Origin of the sequence: Pseudomonas sp. TH43 (assembly GCF_016650635.1) — a bacterium.
Classification (GTDB): Bacteria; Pseudomonadota; Gammaproteobacteria; order Pseudomonadales; family Pseudomonadaceae; genus Aquipseudomonas.
The window spans coordinates 351,506-370,884 of sequence record NZ_JAEKFI010000005.1 but is presented as its reverse complement, the minus strand read 5'-3'; the positions used below and the strand labels follow the sequence as shown (position 1 = coordinate 370,884).

Genomic DNA, 19,379 nt, shown 5'->3' with positions numbered 1-19,379 from the left:
GGCAAAAGCCTAGCGCTGGGCTTCGAAGTTGAGCAGTTTGCTGGCTACACGGTTGCTGTCGACTTTATAGCTGCCATCGGCAATCGCGGCTTTCAACTCGGCCACACGGGCTTTGTCGACAGCAGGCTGATCGCGCAGCTTGTCAGTGACCTTCTGCAACTGTTGAGCCTCATTGCTGAGGTGTACCGATTCCCCGCTTTTTGCGGTACTGGCCGGTTCGGCCTGGGTATTCAGCGGTGCGGAAGTGCCGTTTTCGGCTGTTTCCTTAGGCGCGCTGGTACGTGTACTGCCTGTAAGTGACGAGGAACTGTTCAAACGGCTGAAATCGATGACCATGATAAAAACCTCTGGGAATTTGGACGCTTGCCATGTTTTCGGCCATCCCCTGGAAAACTTTAGGCGCATTTACCAATGAGCCTTGCATGCGCCGGCGCGTGTCCTGCTGCGGCACAGTTTAGGGAACAGCCGGGATCAGCGCCAGTTTTCTACATCGCCACTTCCACTTGGCCGGGCGCGGTGACTTGCGCCTTGATGACCCGTTGCGAATTAAGGTTTTTCACCCGGATCTGTTCTTTCAAGCCGCCGTTGGACAGCGCTTCGCCCGGCATCCGCACGGCAAGCGTGCCGCTGCGGGCGGTGATGACCACTTGATCGCCTTTACGAATGACTTCTGCCTGTTCCAGATGGACCAGAGTAATCACCTGATCGGCGACCGTTGGTCGGGTTAATTTTTGCCCGATGGCTTCGTCCACCGAGGTCAGAAAGCCTTGATTGATCAGGCTGACGTCGCGTTCACGCAAGGTCACGTCCTGCGGCTCGATAATTCCGGCGCGTTTGAGGGGCCGGGTGGTGGTGACAATCTCGCGAAACAGGCGGACTTGAGCGGGCACGAACACGGTCCAGGGCGAGGTTCCCTCACAGCGAACCTTCACCGTTACGCGGCCCAAAGGACGTGCCGGACTCTCCAAAGAGGCTGTCAATTCCTTGTCGCACATAGGCATGCGCATACGTGGATCGAGCTGTTTGACTTCGATTTCGTAGCGGCCTTCTGTTTGACTGGTAGCCAGATAGTCTTCTACGGTGAACTCAAGAAAGCCCTGAGTGACGCCGATAAGCATGTCAGGCAAGGTAACCGCATCAGCAATGGCAGGGCTGCCAGCGAAAAAGCAGCAAATGGCGGACGCCACACAAAGCCCTCTGCGGAGGGGTGATGTCAGGCGTCGGAAAAATGTCGTTTGAGCGTTCATACGAGTTAAAAAGCAAGCGCCGTGCCGTTTAGCAATGAATGTGCGTCGCAACAACACTTGGCGTTGATGTAGGAGTCTGGGCATGGCTGGTGTAATGGATTCGGTGAACCAGCGCACGCAACTGGTGGGGCAGAATCGCCTGGAGCTGTTGTTGTTCCGTCTCGACGGTCAGCAGCTCTATGGAATCAACGTGTTCAAAGTACGGGAAGTGCTGCAATGCCCGTCGCTGACGTTGATGCCCAAGTCCAGTCCTGTCGTGTGCGGGGTGGCGAATATTCGGGGGGCGACCATTCCGATCCTTGATCTGGCAATGGCGACCGGTTCCGGAGCGTTGAAAGACAAGAACAATCCGTTCGTGATCATCACGGAGTACAACACCAAGACCCAGGGTTTCCTGGTCCGCTCGGTGGAGCGCATCGTCAACATGAACTGGGAAGAGATTCATCCGCCGCCCAAGGGCACGGGTCGCGATCATTATCTGACCGCTGTGACTCGGGTGGACAATCAGTTAGTCGAAATCATCGACGTCGAGAAGGTGCTGGCGGAAGTTGCGCCGACGCCGGAAGCGATTTCGGTGGGCGTGGTCGATGTCGAGACCCAGACCAAAGCGTTGTCGCTGCGAGTGCTGACGGTCGATGACTCGTCGGTGGCACGCAAACAGGTTACGCGCTGTCTGCAAACGATCGGCGTCGAAGTCGTGGCGTTGAACGACGGCAAGCAGGCGCTGGATTACCTGCGCAAGCTGGTCGATGAAGGCAAGAAGCCGGAAGAAGAGTTCCTGATGATGATCTCCGACATCGAGATGCCGGAGATGGACGGGTACACCCTGACGGCGGAGATCCGCGGCGACCCGCGCATGCAAAAGCTTCATATCATCCTGCATACTTCGTTGTCCGGGGTATTCAATCAGGCGATGGTCAAGAAAGTCGGTGCCGATGACTTCCTGGCCAAATTCCGCCCTGATGACCTGGCATCCCGGGTAGTCGACCGGATCAAAGCAGCAGATATCAGCTAGGGGCCTTTTGCCCCTGGCGGTCAACACGATTTAAGAGGCGGCATCATTGTCTACGGGTAATTTGGATTTCGAACAGTTCCGGGTCTTCCTGGAAAAAGCCTGTGGCATTTTGCTCGGTGAAAACAAGCAGTACCTGGTCTCGAGCCGTCTCAACAAACTGATGGAGCAGCAAGGCATCAAGTCCCTGGGTGAGCTGGTTCAGCGCATCCAGACCCAGCCGCGCAGTGGTTTGCGCGAGCAGGTGGTCGATGCCATGACGACCAACGAAACCCTGTGGTTTCGTGATACCTATCCGTTTGAAGTCTTGAAGAACAAGGTATTGCCTGAAGCGATCAAGGCTGCGCCGAACCAGCGTCTGCGGATCTGGTCGGCGGCTTGTTCGTCGGGTCAGGAGCCGTACTCGCTGTCGATGTCGATCGACGAGTTCGAACGCAGCAACCTGGGCCAGTTGAAGATGGGTGTGCAGATCGTTGCCACTGATCTGTCCGGCCTGATGCTGACCAACTGCAAGACTGGCGAGTACGACAGCCTGGCGATCGGTCGCGGTTTGTCGCCGGAACGCCTGCAGCGTTACTTCGACCCGAAAGGGCCGGGGCGTTGGGTGATCAAGGCGCCGATCAAGAACCGAGTGGAGTTCCGCTCGTTCAACTTGCTCGACAGCTACGCCGCCCTGGGCAAGTTCGACATCGTGTTCTGCCGCAACGTGTTGATCTACTTCTCTGCGGAAGTGAAGAAAGACATCCTGTTGCGCATTCACAGTACGTTGAAGCCGGGCGGTTATCTGTTCCTTGGCGCTTCCGAAGCGTTGAACGGTTTGCCGGATCATTACCAGATGGTTCAGTGCAGCCCGGGGATCATCTACCAGGCGAAATGATTGCAGCGGCAACACAAAAAACGGCAGGCCCGCAAAGGTCTGCCGTTTTTTTATGCCTGAACAATTTCCCACGAACAGCACAAATCCCCCTGTGGGAGCGAGCCTGCTCGCGAAGGCGGCCTGTCAGAAAAACAATTGCCGACTGGCACATAGCCCTCGCGAGCAGGCTCGCTACCACGGGGATCTGCGTTGACCTGGCAAGGGAGGCAAGCGGCAGAAAAGCGGCATTCGGCGGAAACCAGTTGCCGCTTTTCTGGCATTGCCGCTTTGCCGACTCCCGGCAAAGCCCCGGTTTCCGGGTGTTTCTCGCATTGGCACGCGGCTTGCTAAAGCTCAGTTACGAAAAACCGGTCACCCGAAGGTTCCCGACATGAGCATCAGCTTCGATAAAGCGCTCGGCATTCACGAAAAGGCTCTTGGCTTCCGCGCCCAGCGTGCCGAAGTCCTGGCGAACAACATCGCCAACGCCGATACCCCGAACTACAAGGCTCGGGATCTGGACTTCTCCAAAGTGCTTGAAGCACAGACCCAGAAGAACGCCAACGGCACTATCGCCCTGAACATGACCAATAGCCGTCACATCGAGGCAGAAGGTCTGGGCAATGGCGACGAATCGCTGCTGTATCGCACGCCGATGCAACCGTCGATTGACCAGAACACCGTGGACGCCCAGCTTGAGCAATCGAATTACGCGGAAAACGCGGTCGGTTTCCAGGCCAGCTTCACCCTGCTCAACAGCAAATTCAAAGGGCTGGTGTCAGCCTTGCGCGGAGAGTAATCCATGTCCCTGTCCAGCGTTTTCAACATTGCCGGCAGCGGCATGAGCGCACAGACCACGCGTCTGAACACCGTGGCCTCGAACATCGCCAACGCCGAAACCGTCTCGTCGAGCATCGACCAGACCTATCGCGCCCGTCACCCGGTGTTCGCCACCATGTTCCAGGGCGGCCAGAACAGCGGCAGCAACTCGCTGTTCCAGAGTCAGGATGCCGCCGGTCAAGGCGTGCAGGTGCTCGGTGTGGTCGAAGACCAGAGCAACCTTGAAGCGCGTTACGAACCGAACCATCCGGCGGCCGATGCCAAAGGCTACGTCTACTACCCGAACGTCAACGTGGTGGAAGAAATGGCTGACATGATTTCCGCGAGCCGTTCGTTCCAGACCAACGCCGAAATGATGAACACCGCGAAAACCATGATGCAGAAGGTACTGACCCTCGGTCAGTAATAAGGGGCGATTGCCATGAGTGTTTCCGATACCACCAGCTCCCTGAGCATGAATGACATCCTGGCGAACTCGTCGAAAAAGACCAGTTCGACAGCCGATGGCATTGCTTCGGCCACTAACAGCTCCACCGGCGGCCAGGCTCTGGGCAAGGACGCGTTCCTGCAACTGCTGGTTACCCAGCTGAAAAACCAGAACCCGCTTGATCCGCAAGACAACAGCGCATTCGTGGCGCAGTTGGCGCAGTTCAGCAGCCTGGAAGGCATCACCACGCTTAACAGCACTGTCAGCTCGCTGGCCGGCAACTACAACTCGTCGCAAGCGTTGCAGGCATCGTCGCTGGTCGGTCGCAACGTGATTGTGCAGACCAACTCGGTTCAGCTCGACGATCCGAGCAAAGGCATGACCGGTTCGGTCACCGTTCCATCGTCGATTGCCGGCGGTACCGTCAGCATTACCGACAGCAGCGGCACGGTGGTTCGCACCATCGATCTGGGCAGTCGTGCCGCAGGCAGCGCGAGCTTCACCTGGGACGGCAAGGACAAGGACGGCAATGTGGTCAAGACCGGTACTTATACCGTTAAGGCCAACGCATCGATCAATGGTACCTCGACCGATATGGCGACCTACCTGCCGGCCACCGTCACCAGCGTGACGATCAGCCAGACCGGCGGCGAGCTGATGCTCAACCTGTCCGGCAAGGGCACCGTTGCCCTGTCCAAAGTACAAACCATTGGTATATAGAGCCGACTAACCGGCACAAAGGAGTGGAATATGTCTTTCAATATCGGCCTTAGCGGTCTCTATGCAGCCAACAAACAACTGGACGTGACCGGCAACAACATCGCCAACGTCGCAACCGCCGGTTTCAAATCGTCCCGCGCAGAATTCGAAGACGTGTACTCGGCCACTCGCCTGGGCAGCGGCAGCAAAGTGATCGGCAACGGTGTGCGCCTTGCCAACGTTTCCCAGCAGTTCACCCAGGGTGACATCAACAACACCGGTAACGTGTTGGACATGGGCATCAACGGTTCGGGTTTCTTCACCATGAGCAACAACGGCTCGGTGTCCTACACCCGTGCCGGTACGTTCAAGGTTGACGATCAGGGCTTCATCACCAACACCGATTACACCTCGCGCCTGCAAGGCTACGGTGTGGATGCCAACGGCAAGATCATCAATGGCGTGTTGACTGACCTGAAAATCGATACTTCGAACCTGGCGCCTAAGTCGACTTCGCTGGTGACTTCGAGTATCAACTTGAACTCCTCGGCAACAAAAATCGTCGATACGGGCACCAACGCTGTTGTGTTCGATCCGACCAAGCTGGCGACGTACACCAAGTCGTTCAGTACCCCGATCTATGACACTCAGGGCAACTCGCACGTCATGGATCAGTACTTTGTGAAGACTGATGACAATACCTGGAAGGTTTACACCCTGGTAGATGGGCGCAATCCGGACGCTACCGGTAGCGATCCAAGCGATCCTGCTACTCCTCCGGTTGCTTCGACACTGACATTTGACAGCTCTGGCAATTTGACTCAGGTCAGCACGCCAAACCCGCTGGACCCCCTCAAGCCGATCCTCAGCAGCGACTTGACGCTGACCGGCTGGAAGCCAGGCACCGTGACCAACGGCAAATTCACGCCTAACGGTGCAGCGGCCAACACGGCTGGTGTGACCATCTCCATGGCCAAGACCACTCAGTACAACGCTGACACCGCGCGTTCGATCCCGACTCAGGATGGTTACGCCACTGGCCAGATCACCAACCTGACCATCGACGGCACCGGTACGCTGTTCGCCAACTTCAGCAACAACCAGAGCAAGGCCATCGGCCAGGTTGCACTGGCCAGCTTCACCAACGAACAAGGCCTGCAAGCAATCGGTGGCACCAGCTGGAAAGAGACGTTCGCTTCGGGTATCCCTGGCTACGATGCACCGGAAACCGGTACCTTGGGTTCGATCGCTTCCAACTCGCTGGAAGAGTCGAACGTTAACCTGACCAACGAGCTGGTGGATCTGATCAAAGGCCAGAGCAACTATCAGGCGAACGCGAAGACTATTTCGACTCAGAGCACCATCATGCAGACCATCATTCAGATGACCTGATTGCGGGTTCTGGCTGTGCAAAGGGGCCCCTCGTTTTGAGGGGCTTTTTTGTGGGTGGGTTTTGGGGGCATATCCGTTGCTGCGGGTGTTGCTGATCAGGGTTCCGCCCTTACGGCGGGTCACCTTTTCCAAACGCCGAAAAGGTAACCCAAAAGGCTTACCCTGACGTACGGCCCTCGCTGGGGCTCGGGTTCCTTCGCTCCGGGATTGATCCGGGGGCATCGCCTACGGTTTGCTGCGCTGCACCTCCTCTCGATGCATTTGGCTGCGCCAAACGGTCGCTGCGCTCCCACCCCCGGATCAATCCCTCCACTCAGCCTTCCGACGGGCCTTCTAGATCAAGAGCGGTACTCGAGCTAACGCTCATTGTGTTGAGTGGGGCGGCATGGCCGCGTTTGGGGTGTGCTTGTTTTTTGTGGGAGCTGGCTTGCCAGCGATGGCGGCCTGACAGCCGACCAAGCTCTCGCGGGTGAACCTGGCTCAAACTGTGGGAGGGGGCTCGCTCCCGAAAACGGCCTGACAGCCGACCAAGCTCTGGCAGCTGTACTCATTCCCTGTAGATACCGTCTTGCCCCTCATCGGGCAAGTGCAAATTTCGGGTCAAATGGTTGGCCCGATTTTAGAACGGCGTAAACGAAATGCAGCAGCTTGCGCATCGCTGCACAGATGATCTGCTTGGGAGCCTTGCCGTTGGCCTTCAGGCGATCCTTCATGGCGATTATCGCTTCGTTGTGCTTCAGCGCCACCAAGCCTGGCATGTACAGACCAGCCCGAACCCGTGCCGAGCCGATCTTCGAAATCACAGTTCGCCCCTTGAGCACCCCTGAGTCCTGAAGCTTTGGGTTCAACCCAGCGGCAGCGACCAGTTTGCGAGGATCGTCATATTTGCGCAGGTCGCCCAGTTCGGCCAGCAGCCGTTCAAGCGTTTTCTGTCCGATGCCGTCGATGGTGACGATCAAGTCACGCATCTGGCGCATGTCCGGGTCATCGTCGATGTGTTTTTTGATCGCCTTGTGCGTTTCAGCGATCTCTTTTTCGATGTGGCGCAGCACAGAGTTGATCGAGTCTTTGACCTTCTCGTCGGACACATCCAGTCGATTGAGCTCCATTCGCTCCATCTCCTGAAGGTCGTCCAACCGCCGCACCATCGCCTTTAGCTGGCGATACTTCAACGGCTCCGGCGCCCACAGTTGAAGCTTCTCAGCCTTTTCCCGAGCAAAGTCAGCGATCAGTTTGGCGTCGCTTTTGTCGGTTTTGATCCGGCGTAACTCGCTGCCGGCGTAAGCGCTGGTCGTGGACGGATTTACAACACAGACCCGGTAGCCCCTGTTGTAAACAAACTCGGCAAGTTCCAGGTGATACACGCTGGTGGCTTCCATCACGATCAGGGACGAAGGCTCGACCTGCTTGTTCAGCCAAGCTTCAAACTCTTTGAAACCCTTCGGGTCGTTGGCCAGTTTGGCTTTGGTTTTGTGTTTACCGTTTGGCAGGTGAGTGGCGATATCAAAGGTGTTTTTAGCGATATCGACGCCGACGAAATTGGACATGACTGTCTCTCCATTGATCCGTTTTCGATCATCACTGCACTCTGTCCAACCTTGCGAATGCGGGCTCTCGCCAAAGACGGGCCCAAGATACCGTTCGAACTATATGAGTGAGTGTGGAGGGCAGGAGCACGATCTACATCACAGGCAAAAAGCCTAAGGAGCTGCACGGCTTCCAAGTCCCTCCCTCGATGATCAGTCGAGAACTATCGCTCCTGACGGAGCGATAGTCGAGATACAAGGAGCTGCCGAAGGCTGCGATCTTTTGATCCGCTTTGGCTGTATCGCTCACCCCGTTGAGCAGTGGAAGATCGTGCGGTCGGCTTTTGTTTTTCTCAGGCCAAAGAAAACCCCCGACAAACCACAAGTCTGTCGGGGGTTTCTTTTGCCTGGAAAGCATCAAGCGTCTTGCAACGCCTGACTCCGCTCAGCTTATTGGCAAGCTTCGCAATCCGGCTCGTCGATCGCGCAAGCCTTTGGCACTGGTGCCGGACCGGCAGGTGCTGCCAATACCGAATCGTCGCCGTGGTTGCCGCCGCTGGATACAGCGTTCAGCTTGCCGGTGTTGATGGTCGACTTCTCGGTGCTGGTCGCGGCCAGGGCACGGAGGTAGTAAGTGGTTTTCAGACCACGGTACCAGGCCATGCGGTAGGTCACGTCGAGCTTCTTGCCCGAGGCACCGGCGATGTACAGGTTCAGCGACTGGGCCTGGTCGATCCACTTCTGACGACGGCTGGCCGCGTCAACGATCCACTTGGTGTCCACTTCGAAGGCAGTCGCGTAGAGCTCTTTGAGTTCTTGCGGGATGCGCTCGATCTGCTGAACCGAACCGTCGTAGTACTTCAGGTCGTTGATCATGACCGAGTCCCACAGACCGCGAGCCTTGAGGTCGCGAACCAGGTACGGGTTGATCACGGTGAATTCGCCCGACAGGTTCGATTTCACATAGAGGTTCTGGTAGGTCGGTTCGATCGACTGCGATACGCCAGTGATGTTGGCGATGGTCGCGGTCGGTGCGATGGCCATGATGTTCGAGTTACGAATGCCTTTCTGTACACGGGCGCGAACCGGTGCCCAGTCCAGGGATTCGTTCAGGTCAACGTCGATGTACTTCTGGCCACGTTGCTCGATCAGGATCTGTTGCGAATCCAGTGGCAGGATGCCTTTGGACCACAGCGAACCCTGGAACGTCTCGTACGCGCCGCGCTCGTCGGCCAGGTCGCAGGAGGCCTGGATCGCGTAGTAGCTGACCGCTTCCATCGACTTGTCGGCGAACTCGACGGCAGCGTCGGAACCGTAAGGGATGTGCTGCAGGTACAGAGCGTCCTGGAAGCCCATGATGCCCAGACCGACCGGACGGTGCTTGAAGTTGGAGTTCTTCGCTTGTGGCACCGAGTAATAGTTGATGTCGATAACGTTATCGAGCATGCGAACGGCGGTGTTCACGGTGCGTTCCAGCTTGGCGGTGTCCAGCTTGCCGTTGACGATGTGGTTCGGCAGGTTGATCGAGCCCAGGTTGCAAACGGCGATCTCGTCCTTGTTGGTGTTCAAGGTGATCTCGGTGCACAGGTTCGAGCTGTGAACCACGCCGACGTGCTGCTGCGGGCTACGCAGGTTGCACGGGTCTTTGAAGGTCAGCCATGGGTGGCCGGTTTCAAACAGCATGGAAAGCATTTTGCGCCACAGGTCTTTGGCCTGGATGGTCTTGAACAGCTTGATCTTGCCCGGGTACTCGGACAGGGCTTCGTAGTACTCGTAGCGCTCTTCGAAGGCTTTACCGGTCAGGTCGTGCAGGTCCGGTACTTCGGATGGCGAGAACAGGGTCCATTTGCCGTCATCGAAGACACGCTTCATGAACAGGTCAGGGATCCAGTTGGCAGTGTTCATGTCGTGGGTACGACGACGATCATCACCGGTGTTCTTGCGCAGTTCGATGAACTCTTCGATGTCCATGTGCCAGGTTTCCAGGTAGGCACAGACAGCGCCTTTGCGCTTGCCACCCTGGTTAACGGCTACAGCGGTGTCGTTCACTACTTTGAGGAACGGAACCACGCCTTGCGACTTGCCGTTGGTGCCTTTGATGTACGAACCCAGTGCACGCACCGGCGTCCAGTCGTTGCCCAGGCCACCAGCGAATTTCGACAACATGGCGTTGTCGTGGATCGCGTGATAGATGCCCGACAGGTCATCCGGCACGGTGGTCAGGTAGCAGCTCGACAGCTGTGGACGCAGGGTACCGGCGTTGAACAGGGTCGGCGTCGACGACATGTAGTCGAAGGACGACAGCAGGTTGTAGAACTCGATCGCACGATCTTCTTTGTTCTTCTCTTCGATTGCCAGGCCCATGGCCACGCGCATGAAGAAGATCTGCGGCAGTTCGAAACGAATACCATCCTTGTGGATGAAGTAACGGTCGTACAGGGTCTGCAGGCCCAGGTAGGTGAATTGCTGATCGCGCTCGTGGTTGATCGCCTTGCCCAGTTTTTCCAGGTCGAAGGTGGCCAGCACAGGGTTCAGCAGTTCGAACTCGATACCTTTGGCGATGTAGGCCGGCAGTGCCTTGGCGTACATGTCGACCATTTCGTGGTGAGTGGCGCTCTCGGCCACGCCAAGGAAGCCCAGGCCTTCGGCACGCAGGGTGTCCATCAGCAGGCGGGCGGTGACGAACGAGTAGTTCGGCTCACGCTCAACCAGAGTGCGCGCGGTCATCACCAGCGCGGTGTTGACGTCGGTCAGGGCCACGCCGTCGTACAGGTTCTTCAGGGTTTCGCGCTGGATCAGGTCGCCGTCGACTTCTTCCAGACCTTCGCAGGCTTCGGTAACGATGGTGTTCAGGCGGCCCATGTCCAGCGGCGCCAGGCTACCGTCGGCACGAGTGATGCGGATCGACGGGTGAGCGTTGACCGCTTCGGCAGCCGGGGCGTGAGCGGCGCGTTCTTTCGAACGACCGTCGCGATAGATCACGTAGTCGCGAGCGACTTTCTGCTCGCCGGCACGCATCAGGGCCAGTTCGACCTGGTCCTGGATTTCTTCGATGTGGATGGTGCCGCCAGAAGGCATGCGACGCTTGAAGGTCGCGGTGACTTGTTCGGTCAGGCGCGCAACGGTGTCGTGGATTCGCGACGAAGCGGCAGCGGTGCCGCCCTCAACTGCGAGAAACGCTTTGGTGATAGCGACGGTGATCTTGTCATCGGTGTAAGGAACGACAGTGCCATTGCGCTTGATCACGCGCAGTTGACCAGGCGCGGTGGCTGCCAGATCCGAATTCGAATCGGCGGCCTGCGGCAAGGTGCCCTGCGGGTTCTCGCGAGTTGTGTCGGTTTGCATGGGTGTCTCCACGTTCTCTATGTTTGTTTGGGCACCATCACGGTGCCCACCGTTCCGTCCTGAAGCACTACAACCGGCACGCGCCGGGTATAACGACTTCGGGACAGTTCAGGAAGGGGCCTTGTGAGCGCCGCTTCCATGCCGAAGTCTTCGGTGCACGCGATACGCGTGAAACCGCATTCCTTTCGGGGAGCAGTTTCGGACTGCAACACCCGTACCGTTATCGTCGCGTACGACGGAAAAACGGTAGCCATCCGCAGGCGCGGTTTGGGCTTGTGAAAATACGTTTGGTTCAACCCGACAATGGCAATTAAAAGCCTTGAATTCACTGTCCGGTTTGTGTTTGGTTTTTTGCACAAAACCCTACATGTAGGGTTTTTTAGAGCGCGGGCTACAAGATAATGCGTTTTGGGGGCGAATTGCAACGGACAGCCTGTGGATAACCCTGTGCGTAAATTGTGGGTGAAACAGGGAATTCCCGTGTAGGCCGCGGACCTGCTGAGCTAGACCGTTTGTCACTGTTTTTTCGCCTGGAAAAACGCTTCAGCGGATTTTTAAGGGCGCGAACCCTATCACAAAAAAGCGCCTTGTCCGAACGCATTTACCGACTTGTGTTCTGGCTGTACGCCGTTTATACAATCGGGCCATGTGAACGCATTTTTATCCTCCCGAAACATGACAAAAAGACGGGAGGCGTACCGTGTCTGGCGGGCAATAGTCTTCTTTATCAATAAAAAATAGAAAGCAGAGGTCACCGGTGGAGCAACAAGCCTGGCAGGTATTGATCGTCGAGGATGACCAGCGACTGGCCGAACTCACGCGCGACTACCTGCAAGCCAATGGACTGCGTGTGGAAATCGAAGGCAACGGTGCGCTGGCGGCGGCGCGGATCATCAAGGAGCAGCCGGATCTGGTGATCCTCGACCTGATGTTGCCCGGCGAAGATGGCCTGAGCATCTGTCGCAAGGTGCGCGACCACTACGACGGGCCGATTCTGATGCTCACCGCGCGCACGGATGATGCCGACCAGATTCAGGGCCTCGACCTCGGTGCCGACGATTACGTCTGCAAACCGGTGCGCCCACGACTGTTGCTGGCGCGAATTCAAGCGTTGCTGCGACGCAGTGACACAGCCGAGCCGGTCGCGGAAAAATCCCGTCGCCTGCAATTCGGCCCGCTGCTGGTCGACAACGCTTTGCGCGAAGCCTGGCTGAGCGACAACAGCATCGAACTGACCAGTGCCGAATTCGATCTGCTCTGGCTGCTGGTTGCCAACGCCGGGCGCATTCTGTCCCGCGAAGAAATCTTCACCGCACTGCGCGGCATCGGCTACGACGGTCAGGATCGCTCCATCGACGTACGCATCTCGCGCATCCGCCCGAAAATTGGCGACGACCCCGACCATCCGCGCCTGATCAAGACCATCCGCAGCAAAGGTTATCTGTTCGTGCCGGAAGCCTGCGCAGACCTGGCGCTGTGAACTCGATCTTTCTGCGCATCTACGGCGGCATGTGCGCAGCGCTGATTCTGGTGGCGGTGCTCGGCGTGCTGGCGCTGAACCTGCTCAACCAAGTGCGCAGCGAGCAATACCGCGAGCGTCTGGCCCATGGCACGTTCTCGCTGATGGCCGACAATCTGCAACCGATGAACGACACTGAACGTCATCGCGCGTTGCTGGTGTGGGAGCGTCTGTTGGGGATCCCGTTGGCGCTGAAAAAATTCAACGAAACCAATCTCGATCTGACTCAGCGCACCCGTGTGCAGCGCGGCCAGGCGCTGGTCGAGCAGACCGGGCCGCATGCGGCAAAGGTTTATCGATTGGTCAGTGACAAAGAGCAACTGGTGCTGACCGGCGAGGTGCAGCAGATCAGTGAACAACTGGCCCGTGCGACGATTTACCTGTTGGCCGACGAACTGGTGCGCGTGCCGGTTGGCGAGCAGCCCAAGCGCTTGGCGCAATTAAAGGAAGACAAAGGCTTCGGTTTCGACCTGCGATTGGTCACGGTGAATGACGCCGATATGGATGAAGATCAAAGTCGTCGCGTGTCCGAGGGCGATACGGTGATGGCGCTGGGCAAGGGCGGTGATTCGATCCGGGTGTTTGCCGGCATGGTCGGTACGCCGTGGGTCCTGGAAATCGGGCCGCTGTATCAGATGAATCCGTATCCGCCGGAGTGGCTGGTGTTGATCGCCGCGCTGGGGCTGAGCTTGATCGGCCTCATCGTTTATCTGCTGGTGCGTCAGCTCGAACGGCGGTTGCGCGGTCTTGAAGCGGCGGCCACACGAATCGCCAAGGGTAGCCTGGAAACCCGCGTGCCGGCGCGCGGTGCCGACTCGGTCGGGCGCCTGGCGTCGGCGTTCAATGGCATGGCCGAGCACTTGCAGCAGTTGCTCGCGATCCAGCGTGAACTGGTGCGGGCGGTGTCCCATGAACTGCGTACGCCAGTGGCGCGTCTGCGTTTCGGCCTGGAGATGATCGGCTCGGCGACCACCCCGCAAGCGCTGGAAAAGTACCGTGAAGGCATGGATCACGACATCGAGGACCTCGATAAGCTGGTCGATGAAATGCTTACTTATGCGCGGCTGGAACAGGGTTCGCCAGCGCTGACGTTCCAGCGCATCGACCTTGATGCACTGGTCAATCAAGTGATCGAGGAGCTGGCGCCGTTGCGCGCCGAGGTCACCGTGCAGCGAGGGCTGTGTTTGTCCTCCGCCGATAACGACGATGCCTGGGTCGAAGCCGAGCCGCGATATCTGCACCGCGCGCTGCAGAACCTGGTGGGCAACGCGATGCGCCATGCGCATTCGAAAGTGACGGTGAGTTATCAGGTCGGCCAATTGCGCTGTCGGGTCGACGTCGAGGATGACGGGCCGGGTGTGCCGGAAGTGGCGTGGGAGCGGATCTTTACGCCGTTTCTGCGTCTGGACGACAGTCGTACGCGGGCGTCTGGCGGGCATGGCCTGGGATTGTCGATTGTGCGGCGGATCATCCATTGGCATGACGGCCGGGCGATCATCGGCAAGAGCAAGAGCCTGGGTGGGGCGTGCTTCAGTCTGAGCTGGCCGCGCAATCAGGAACGCCGTTGAGATGTGTGGTGGCGGGGCTGGCCTCTTCGCGAGCAGGCTCGCTCCCACAAGGGAACGTATTTCAATGTGGGAGCGAGCCTGCTCGCGAAGCGGTCTTAACAGACGCCGAATGATTTCAGGCGTGGATGCTGACCAGACTCAACAACTTCCCGTCCTGAACCCCGAACTGCGCCTCCAGTTCCGTGCCGTTACGCCATTCGGCAGACAAGTCCGTCAACAGGCGCAATCTCACCTCTCCGGCCGCCGTCCACTCCAGTACTTCAGCATGCTCGAAATAAAAGCGCTTCTGCACTATCGGGTACAGCGCCTTGAACAAACTCTCTTTCACTGAAAACGTCAGCGTGACCCACAACGCCAGTTGATCCCGCGAGCCCGCAGACATGCGCTGCATTTCTGCCGGTGTAAGGATTTCCCCCGCCAGGCGCTCGGCACGTTCGGCGTTGAGCAGGTTCTCAAGATCCATACCCAGGCCGCGCCAGTGCTGCTTATTGGCAACAATCGCCGCCGCCCGACCGGTGCTGTGGGTGATCGAACCGCAGATATGCGCCGGCCATACCGGCGCACGATCTTCGCCAATCGCCGGCACCACGTCCGAGCCTTCCAATTGCTGCAACGCCGCGCGGGCGCAGATCCGCCCGGCGAGGAATTCTGCCTGACGCTTGGCCACTGAACGCTGAATGCTTGGCGGTGCAACGACGGCGCTGCGCTGAAAGTCATCGCCGAGCAGTCGGGACGGATCGAAATGAGTGCTGAGCAGCACGGTATCGGGCAACACCGTGGGCAACGGCCAATGGCTGTCTAGCGCGGTGCAGCAGGCGGGCAGGGCGGGGGTGAGATTCATGGCGGGCATTTTGCCGGTTAGTCGGGCCAAGGTCGAGATTGGCGGTGAAGCTTTCGCGAGCAGGCTCGCTCCCACACGGGATCTATGCCGCCCAGAAAATCCCCTGTGGGAGTGAGCCTGCTCGCGATAGCCGCGCCGCGGTGTCTCTGATCAGCTGAAGATTTTCTGGAAGAACGCTTTCATGTCCGCCCAGGACTTTTCATCCGCCGCCTTGTTGTACCCGATGTCCGGGCCACCGTGTTCGCCATGGCTCAAGCGATCAGCGTCCGGGTTGGTAAAGCCGTGCTTGGCGCCATCCAGACTGACGAACTTATAGTCGGCACCCGCTTTGTCCATTTCACTCTTGAACGCGGTGACGTTGTCCGGCGTCACCATGCTGTCCAGCGCACCGTGCTCCACCAGGATTTTCGCCTTCACACTGCCAGGCTTGGCTGGCGTGTTGGTCGCCAGCGCGCCATGGAAACTCACCACGCCCAACAGCGGCACACCCTGACGCGCAGCATTCAGCACCACACCACCGCCAAAGCAATAACCGATGGCCGCGAGTTTATTCACGTCGGTCTGCGGCTGTTTCTTCAACAGATCCAGCCCGGCCGCGAAGCGTTTACTGGCCGCGTCGGCATCCTTGTTCACCGCTTGCATGAACGCCATCGCATCTTTCGGGTGCTCGGTGTTCTTGCCTTCGCCATACATATCAATCGCCAGAGCGCTGTAGCCGAGTTCGGCGAGATCGCGTGCACGGCGCTTGGCGTAATCGTTCAGGCCCCACCATTCATGCACAACGACGATGCCCGGGCGCTTGCCCTTGATTGCGTCGTCATAGGCGTAATAACCGATCAGCTTCGTGCCATCGGCGCTCTGGTACGGGATTTCCTGGGTCTTGATCGCAGCTTGAGTGAGGCCGCTGACGGCCAGCAAGGTGAGGGCGAGAAACAAACGCATGGTGGGGTCTCCTGACAATAAAGGGTCAAAACAGCCTAGTTCATTTGATTCAGGTCAGGTTCAGAGAGTGTTCAGGGGCGGTACAGGGGAGGGTCAGTAACCTTGCGCCATACCCAAACAGCACTGTGAAAGAGGAAACTCAATGACTCGTTTAAACAAACTGCTGCTGGCTTTTACCCTGTTGGGCTCCAGCATCGCGGCCCACGCCGACACTACTTCGAACTTCGCCGGCCTGACGTTCGGCCAGACCAGCGACAAGGTTAAAAAGTCCAACGCGCTGAACGACAACCTCGACCACCCTAACGCTACTGGCGCGATTGACGGCAACAACACCTACGGTGTGCGCCTCGGCCAGCAAAACTCGCAAGGTCGCTACTACGCCACCTACGACAACGTGTCCGGTTCGCACAATGGCATTAAACTGCGTCAGGAAAACTTGCTGGGCAGCTACGATCTGTTCTATCCAGTAGGTGGCAGCACCAAACTGTTCGGCGGTGCGACTGCCGGTCTGACCAAGTTGACCCAGGACTCGCCAGGCTACAGCCGTGACAGCGACATCGGTTACGCGGTCGGCGGTCAATTCGGTGTGTTGCAGCAAGTCTCGCAAAACACCTCGGTGGAACTCGGTTACCGTTACCTGATGAGCAACGCCAGCACCGAGATGAAAGAAAGTGGCGGCAGCAAACAAGGCTCGCTGGATTTGAACAGCAGCGCGCAGACTTACCTGTCGGCTAACTACAATTTCTAAGGAGCGGTTCGCCTTAGCGAAATCATTGTAGGAGCAGAGCTTGCTCGCGCAAGCGGTGGATCAGTCGATATCTCACTGACTGATCCACCGCTTGCGCGAGCAAGCTTTGCTGCTGCAGGTGTGTTTCTGGAGATTCTGATTTACCCGGGAGAGTGTTATGAAACTGTTGGTCGTCGAAGATGAAGCGCTGTTGCGTCATCACCTGCAAACCCGCCTCACGGAGAGCGGTCACGTGGTCGAGTCCGTGGCCAATGCCGAAGAGGCGCTGTATCAGACCGGACAGTTCAACTTTGATCTGGCGGTGATCGATCTCGGTCTGCCGGGCATGGGCGGTCTCGACCTGATCCGCGAGTTGCGCAACGGCGGCAAGACCTTCCCGATCCTGATCCTCACCGCGCGCGGTAACTGGCAGGACAAGGTTGAAGGCCTCGCGGCTGGCGCCGACGACTATGTGGTGAAACCGTTCCAGTTCGAAGAACTCGATGCGCGCCTGAATGCGTTGCTGCGCCGCTCCAGCGGTTTCACCCAGTCGACTATCGTCGCGGGCCCGTTGCTGCTCGACCTCAATCGCAAACAGGCCACCCTCGACGAACAACCGCTGGCACTGACCGCTTACGAATATCGCATCCTCGAATACCTCATGCGTCACCACCAGCAAGTGGTGCCCAAGGATCGTTTGATGGAGCAGCTCTACCCGGACGACGACGAGCGCGATCCGAACGTCATCGAAGTGTTGGTCGGCCGCCTGCGCCGCAAACTCGAAGGGCCTGCCGGTTTCAAACCGATCGACACCGTGCGCGGCCTTGGCTACCTGTTCAATGAGCGCTGCACTTGATTCGTTCGCTTCGCGTCCGGCTGATGCTCGCCGCCACCACGTTGGCGGTGTTGTTCATGCTCGCCTTGCTCCCGGCGATGCAGGGCGCCTTCAGCCTCGCGTTGCAGGATTCGATCGAACAGCGTTTGGCCTCTGACGTCACCACGCTGATCTCTGCCGCGCGCATTGAAAACGGTCGACTGGTAATGCCCAACCAGCTACCGGATGAACGCTTCAATCTCACTGACTTCCGCTTGCTCGGTTACATCTACGACCGCGAAGGGCATCTGGTCTGGCGCTCGAAAGCCACCCAGGAAGAGCAGATCAATTACAAGCCGCGCTACGACGGCCTTGGCAACGAGTTCGCGCGGATCCGCGAGGCCAACGGTCAGGAATTCTTCGTCTATGACGTTGAAGTCAAACTGCTCGGCGGTAAAAGTGCGGCGTTCAGCATCGTCGCCCTGCAACCGGTGCGCGAGTACGAAAGCACCCTCGAAGGCTTGCGCGAGAATCTCTATCTGGGTTTCGGCGCGGCCTTGCTGGTTTTGCTGGCGCTGCTATGGATCGGCCTGACCTGGGGCCTCAAAGCCTTGCGTCGACTGAGTCAGGAACTCGACGAAATCGAAGGCGGCACCCGCGAAAGTCTCACCGAACAACACCCGCGTGAGCTGTTGCGCCTGACCGGCTCGCTCAACCGTTTGCTGCTCAGTGAGCGTCAGCAGCGCAGTCGTTATCGCGACTCGCTCGACGATCTCGCCCACAGCCTGAAAACCCCGTTGGCGGTGCTGCAAGGCGTCAGTGAGGACATGGCTCAACGCCCCGAAGATCGCGATCAGGCCTGGGTGCTGCAAAGTCAGATCGAGCGCATGAGCCAGCAGATCAGCTATCAACTGCAACGCGCGAGCTTGCGCAAAAGCGGTCTGGTGCGCCATCAGGTGCGCCTGCAACCCGTACTGAAAAGCCTCTGTGACACGCTGGACAAGGTCTACCGCGACAAACGCGTGCGCGTGGCGTTTGATCTGCCCGAGCATTGCTACGTGCCGATCGAGCAGGGTGCGTTGCTCGAGATGATGGGTAACTTGCTGGAAAACGCTTATCGGCTGTGTCTGGGCGAGGTGCGCATCAGCGTGCGCGAAAGTCTCGCCGGGGTTGAGCTGTGTGTGGAGGATGACGGCCCGGGGGTGCCGCCGGATCAGCGTGCGCGGATTCTTGAGCGCGGTGAGCGGCTGGATGCCCAGCATCCGGGGCAGGGGATCGGGTTGGCGGTGGTCAAGGACATTATCGAAAGCTACAACGCCAAACTGGCGCTGGGTGATTCGCCGATGGGTGGGGCGGCATTCAGGATTCATTTTCCTGCGGTTTGAGGGTGGGGGCTGGTTTTTTGACCCAACTCATCTCCCTTGTGGCGAGGGGATTTATCCCCGTTGGGTTGCGCAGCAGCCCCCAGGATCTCAAGCGTTTCAGACAGATCGAGTTCACCGGTCTTACGACGGCTGCGCCGCCGAACGGGGATAAATCCCCTCGCCACGGCATGTGTTGGGTTTGCCCCCTCACCCCAGCCCTCTCCCCGAGGAGAGGGAGCCGATTTGTGAGCCTTTCAGAA

The 19,379-nt window shown here is 58.3% G+C and carries 17 protein-coding genes; 11 read left to right on the top strand and 6 right to left on the bottom strand.

Features of this window, described 5'->3' with window-relative positions; genetic code table 11:
* Window positions 1-9: 9 nt before the first annotated feature.
* Together flgM and flgA are read right to left on the bottom strand one after the other, a co-directional pair.
* A complete protein-coding gene (flgM, locus tag JFT81_RS29270; protein WP_201147833.1) occupies window positions 10-336 on the bottom strand; it encodes a flagellar biosynthesis anti-sigma factor FlgM in 327 nt (108 codons plus the stop codon).
* A 149-nt stretch (window positions 337-485) separates the two neighbouring features.
* Window positions 486-1,247 carry a flagellar basal body P-ring formation chaperone FlgA gene (gene flgA / locus JFT81_RS29265; protein WP_201231091.1) on the bottom strand — a complete coding sequence of 254 codons (762 nt, stop codon included), beginning with the start codon at window positions 1,245-1,247 and terminating at the stop codon, window positions 486-488.
* 82 nt (window positions 1,248-1,329) lie between these two features.
* On the opposite strand from flgA, the gene JFT81_RS29260 reads away from it, so the two are divergent.
* The 6 genes from JFT81_RS29260 to flgE all read left to right on the top strand — a co-directional run bounded on the left by JFT81_RS29260 (window position 1,330) and on the right by flgE (window position 6,473).
* On the top strand, window positions 1,330-2,262 hold the full coding sequence (locus JFT81_RS29260; RefSeq protein WP_201147835.1) for a chemotaxis protein CheV: 933 nt from the start codon (window positions 1,330-1,332) through the stop codon (window positions 2,260-2,262).
* 46 nt (window positions 2,263-2,308) lie between these two features.
* Entirely contained in the window at window positions 2,309-3,136 is an 828-nt protein-coding gene (cheR, locus tag JFT81_RS29255) for a protein-glutamate O-methyltransferase CheR (protein WP_201147836.1), read from the top strand.
* Between the two features lie 370 nt (window positions 3,137-3,506).
* On the top strand, window positions 3,507-3,914 hold the full coding sequence (gene flgB, locus JFT81_RS29250) for a flagellar basal body rod protein FlgB (RefSeq protein ID WP_053122819.1): 408 nt from the start codon (window positions 3,507-3,509) through the stop codon (window positions 3,912-3,914).
* Window positions 3,915-3,917: 3 nt separating this feature from the next.
* The gene (gene flgC / locus JFT81_RS29245) at window positions 3,918-4,361 is read left to right on the top strand and encodes a flagellar basal body rod protein FlgC (protein ID WP_003227217.1); all 444 of its coding nucleotides are present in this window, start codon (window positions 3,918-3,920) and stop codon (window positions 4,359-4,361) included.
* Window positions 4,362-4,376: 15 nt separating this feature from the next.
* On the top strand, window positions 4,377-5,102 hold the full coding sequence (gene flgD, locus JFT81_RS29240; RefSeq protein WP_201147838.1) for a flagellar hook assembly protein FlgD: 726 nt from the start codon (window positions 4,377-4,379) through the stop codon (window positions 5,100-5,102).
* A gap of 30 nt (window positions 5,103-5,132) precedes the next feature.
* Complete coding sequence (flgE, locus tag JFT81_RS29235) at window positions 5,133-6,473, top strand: flagellar hook protein FlgE (RefSeq protein WP_201231090.1); 1,341 nt, start codon at window positions 5,133-5,135, stop codon at window positions 6,471-6,473.
* Window positions 6,474-7,048: 575 nt separating this feature from the next.
* On the opposite strand, the gene JFT81_RS29230 is transcribed toward flgE, so the two are convergent.
* Together JFT81_RS29230 and JFT81_RS29225 are read right to left on the bottom strand one after the other, a co-directional pair.
* The gene (locus JFT81_RS29230) at window positions 7,049-8,020 is read right to left on the bottom strand and encodes an IS110 family transposase (RefSeq protein ID WP_201228302.1); all 972 of its coding nucleotides are present in this window, start codon (window positions 8,018-8,020) and stop codon (window positions 7,049-7,051) included.
* A 429-nt stretch (window positions 8,021-8,449) separates the two neighbouring features.
* Window positions 8,450-11,344: a ribonucleoside-diphosphate reductase subunit alpha gene (locus JFT81_RS29225; RefSeq protein WP_201231089.1), complete on the bottom strand. Its 2,895-nt coding sequence runs from the start codon at window positions 11,342-11,344 to the stop codon at window positions 8,450-8,452.
* Window positions 11,345-12,101: 757 nt separating this feature from the next.
* Here JFT81_RS29225 and JFT81_RS29220 point away from each other — a divergent pair.
* Window positions 12,102-12,824: a response regulator gene (locus JFT81_RS29220; protein ID WP_201231088.1), complete on the top strand. Its 723-nt coding sequence runs from the start codon at window positions 12,102-12,104 to the stop codon at window positions 12,822-12,824.
* On the top strand, window positions 12,821-14,431 hold the full coding sequence (locus tag JFT81_RS29215; protein WP_201231087.1) for an ATP-binding protein: 1,611 nt from the start codon (window positions 12,821-12,823) through the stop codon (window positions 14,429-14,431). The genes JFT81_RS29220 and JFT81_RS29215 overlap by 4 nt, the downstream gene beginning before the upstream one ends.
* A 115-nt stretch (window positions 14,432-14,546) precedes the next feature.
* Here the strand turns inward: JFT81_RS29215 and JFT81_RS29210 are convergent, their stop codons facing one another.
* Both JFT81_RS29210 and JFT81_RS29205 read right to left on the bottom strand, forming a co-directional pair.
* A complete protein-coding gene (locus JFT81_RS29210; RefSeq protein ID WP_201231086.1) occupies window positions 14,547-15,272 on the bottom strand; it encodes a 4'-phosphopantetheinyl transferase superfamily protein in 726 nt (241 codons plus the stop codon).
* 150 nt (window positions 15,273-15,422) lie between these two features.
* On the bottom strand, window positions 15,423-16,214 hold the full coding sequence (locus JFT81_RS29205; protein WP_201231085.1) for a dienelactone hydrolase family protein: 792 nt from the start codon (window positions 16,212-16,214) through the stop codon (window positions 15,423-15,425).
* 142 nt (window positions 16,215-16,356) lie between these two features.
* Between JFT81_RS29205 and JFT81_RS29200 the strand changes: the two genes are divergently transcribed.
* The 3 genes from JFT81_RS29200 (at window position 16,357) to JFT81_RS29190 (ending at window position 19,140) form a co-directional block, all read left to right on the top strand.
* On the top strand, window positions 16,357-16,962 hold the full coding sequence (locus tag JFT81_RS29200; RefSeq protein ID WP_201231084.1) for a hypothetical protein: 606 nt from the start codon (window positions 16,357-16,359) through the stop codon (window positions 16,960-16,962).
* A 157-nt stretch (window positions 16,963-17,119) separates the two neighbouring features.
* The gene (locus tag JFT81_RS29195; RefSeq protein WP_201231083.1) at window positions 17,120-17,797 is read left to right on the top strand and encodes a response regulator transcription factor; all 678 of its coding nucleotides are present in this window, start codon (window positions 17,120-17,122) and stop codon (window positions 17,795-17,797) included.
* Window positions 17,794-19,140, top strand: a complete 1,347-nt coding sequence (locus tag JFT81_RS29190; RefSeq protein ID WP_201231082.1) for an ATP-binding protein — start codon at window positions 17,794-17,796, stop codon at window positions 19,138-19,140. The genes JFT81_RS29195 and JFT81_RS29190 overlap by 4 nt, the downstream gene beginning before the upstream one ends.
* The last annotated feature ends 239 nt before the right edge of the window (window positions 19,141-19,379 follow it).

Excerpts from the sequence above, each read along its gene's own strand:
- flgM (WP_201147833.1), bottom strand. The coding sequence starts at position 336 with ATGGTCATCGATTTCAGCCGTTTGAACAGTTCCTCGTCACTTACAGGC.
- flgA (WP_201231091.1), bottom strand. The coding sequence starts at position 1,247 with ATGAACGCTCAAACGACATTTTTCCGACGCCTGACATCACCCCTCCGC.
- JFT81_RS29260 (WP_201147835.1), top strand. The coding sequence starts at position 1,330 with ATGGCTGGTGTAATGGATTCGGTGAACCAGCGCACGCAACTGGTGGGG.
- flgB (WP_053122819.1), top strand. The coding sequence starts at position 3,507 with ATGAGCATCAGCTTCGATAAAGCGCTCGGCATTCACGAAAAGGCTCTT.
- flgC (WP_003227217.1), top strand. The coding sequence starts at position 3,918 with ATGTCCCTGTCCAGCGTTTTCAACATTGCCGGCAGCGGCATGAGCGCA.
- flgD (WP_201147838.1), top strand. The coding sequence starts at position 4,377 with ATGAGTGTTTCCGATACCACCAGCTCCCTGAGCATGAATGACATCCTG.
- flgE (WP_201231090.1), top strand. The coding sequence starts at position 5,133 with ATGTCTTTCAATATCGGCCTTAGCGGTCTCTATGCAGCCAACAAACAA.
- JFT81_RS29230 (WP_201228302.1), bottom strand. The coding sequence starts at position 8,020 with ATGTCCAATTTCGTCGGCGTCGATATCGCTAAAAACACCTTTGATATC.
- JFT81_RS29225 (WP_201231089.1), bottom strand. The coding sequence starts at position 11,344 with ATGCAAACCGACACAACTCGCGAGAACCCGCAGGGCACCTTGCCGCAG.
- JFT81_RS29210 (WP_201231086.1), bottom strand. The coding sequence starts at position 15,272 with ATGAATCTCACCCCCGCCCTGCCCGCCTGCTGCACCGCGCTAGACAGC.
- JFT81_RS29205 (WP_201231085.1), bottom strand. The coding sequence starts at position 16,214 with ATGCGTTTGTTTCTCGCCCTCACCTTGCTGGCCGTCAGCGGCCTCACT.
- JFT81_RS29200 (WP_201231084.1), top strand. The coding sequence starts at position 16,357 with ATGACTCGTTTAAACAAACTGCTGCTGGCTTTTACCCTGTTGGGCTCC.
- JFT81_RS29195 (WP_201231083.1), top strand. The coding sequence starts at position 17,120 with ATGAAACTGTTGGTCGTCGAAGATGAAGCGCTGTTGCGTCATCACCTG.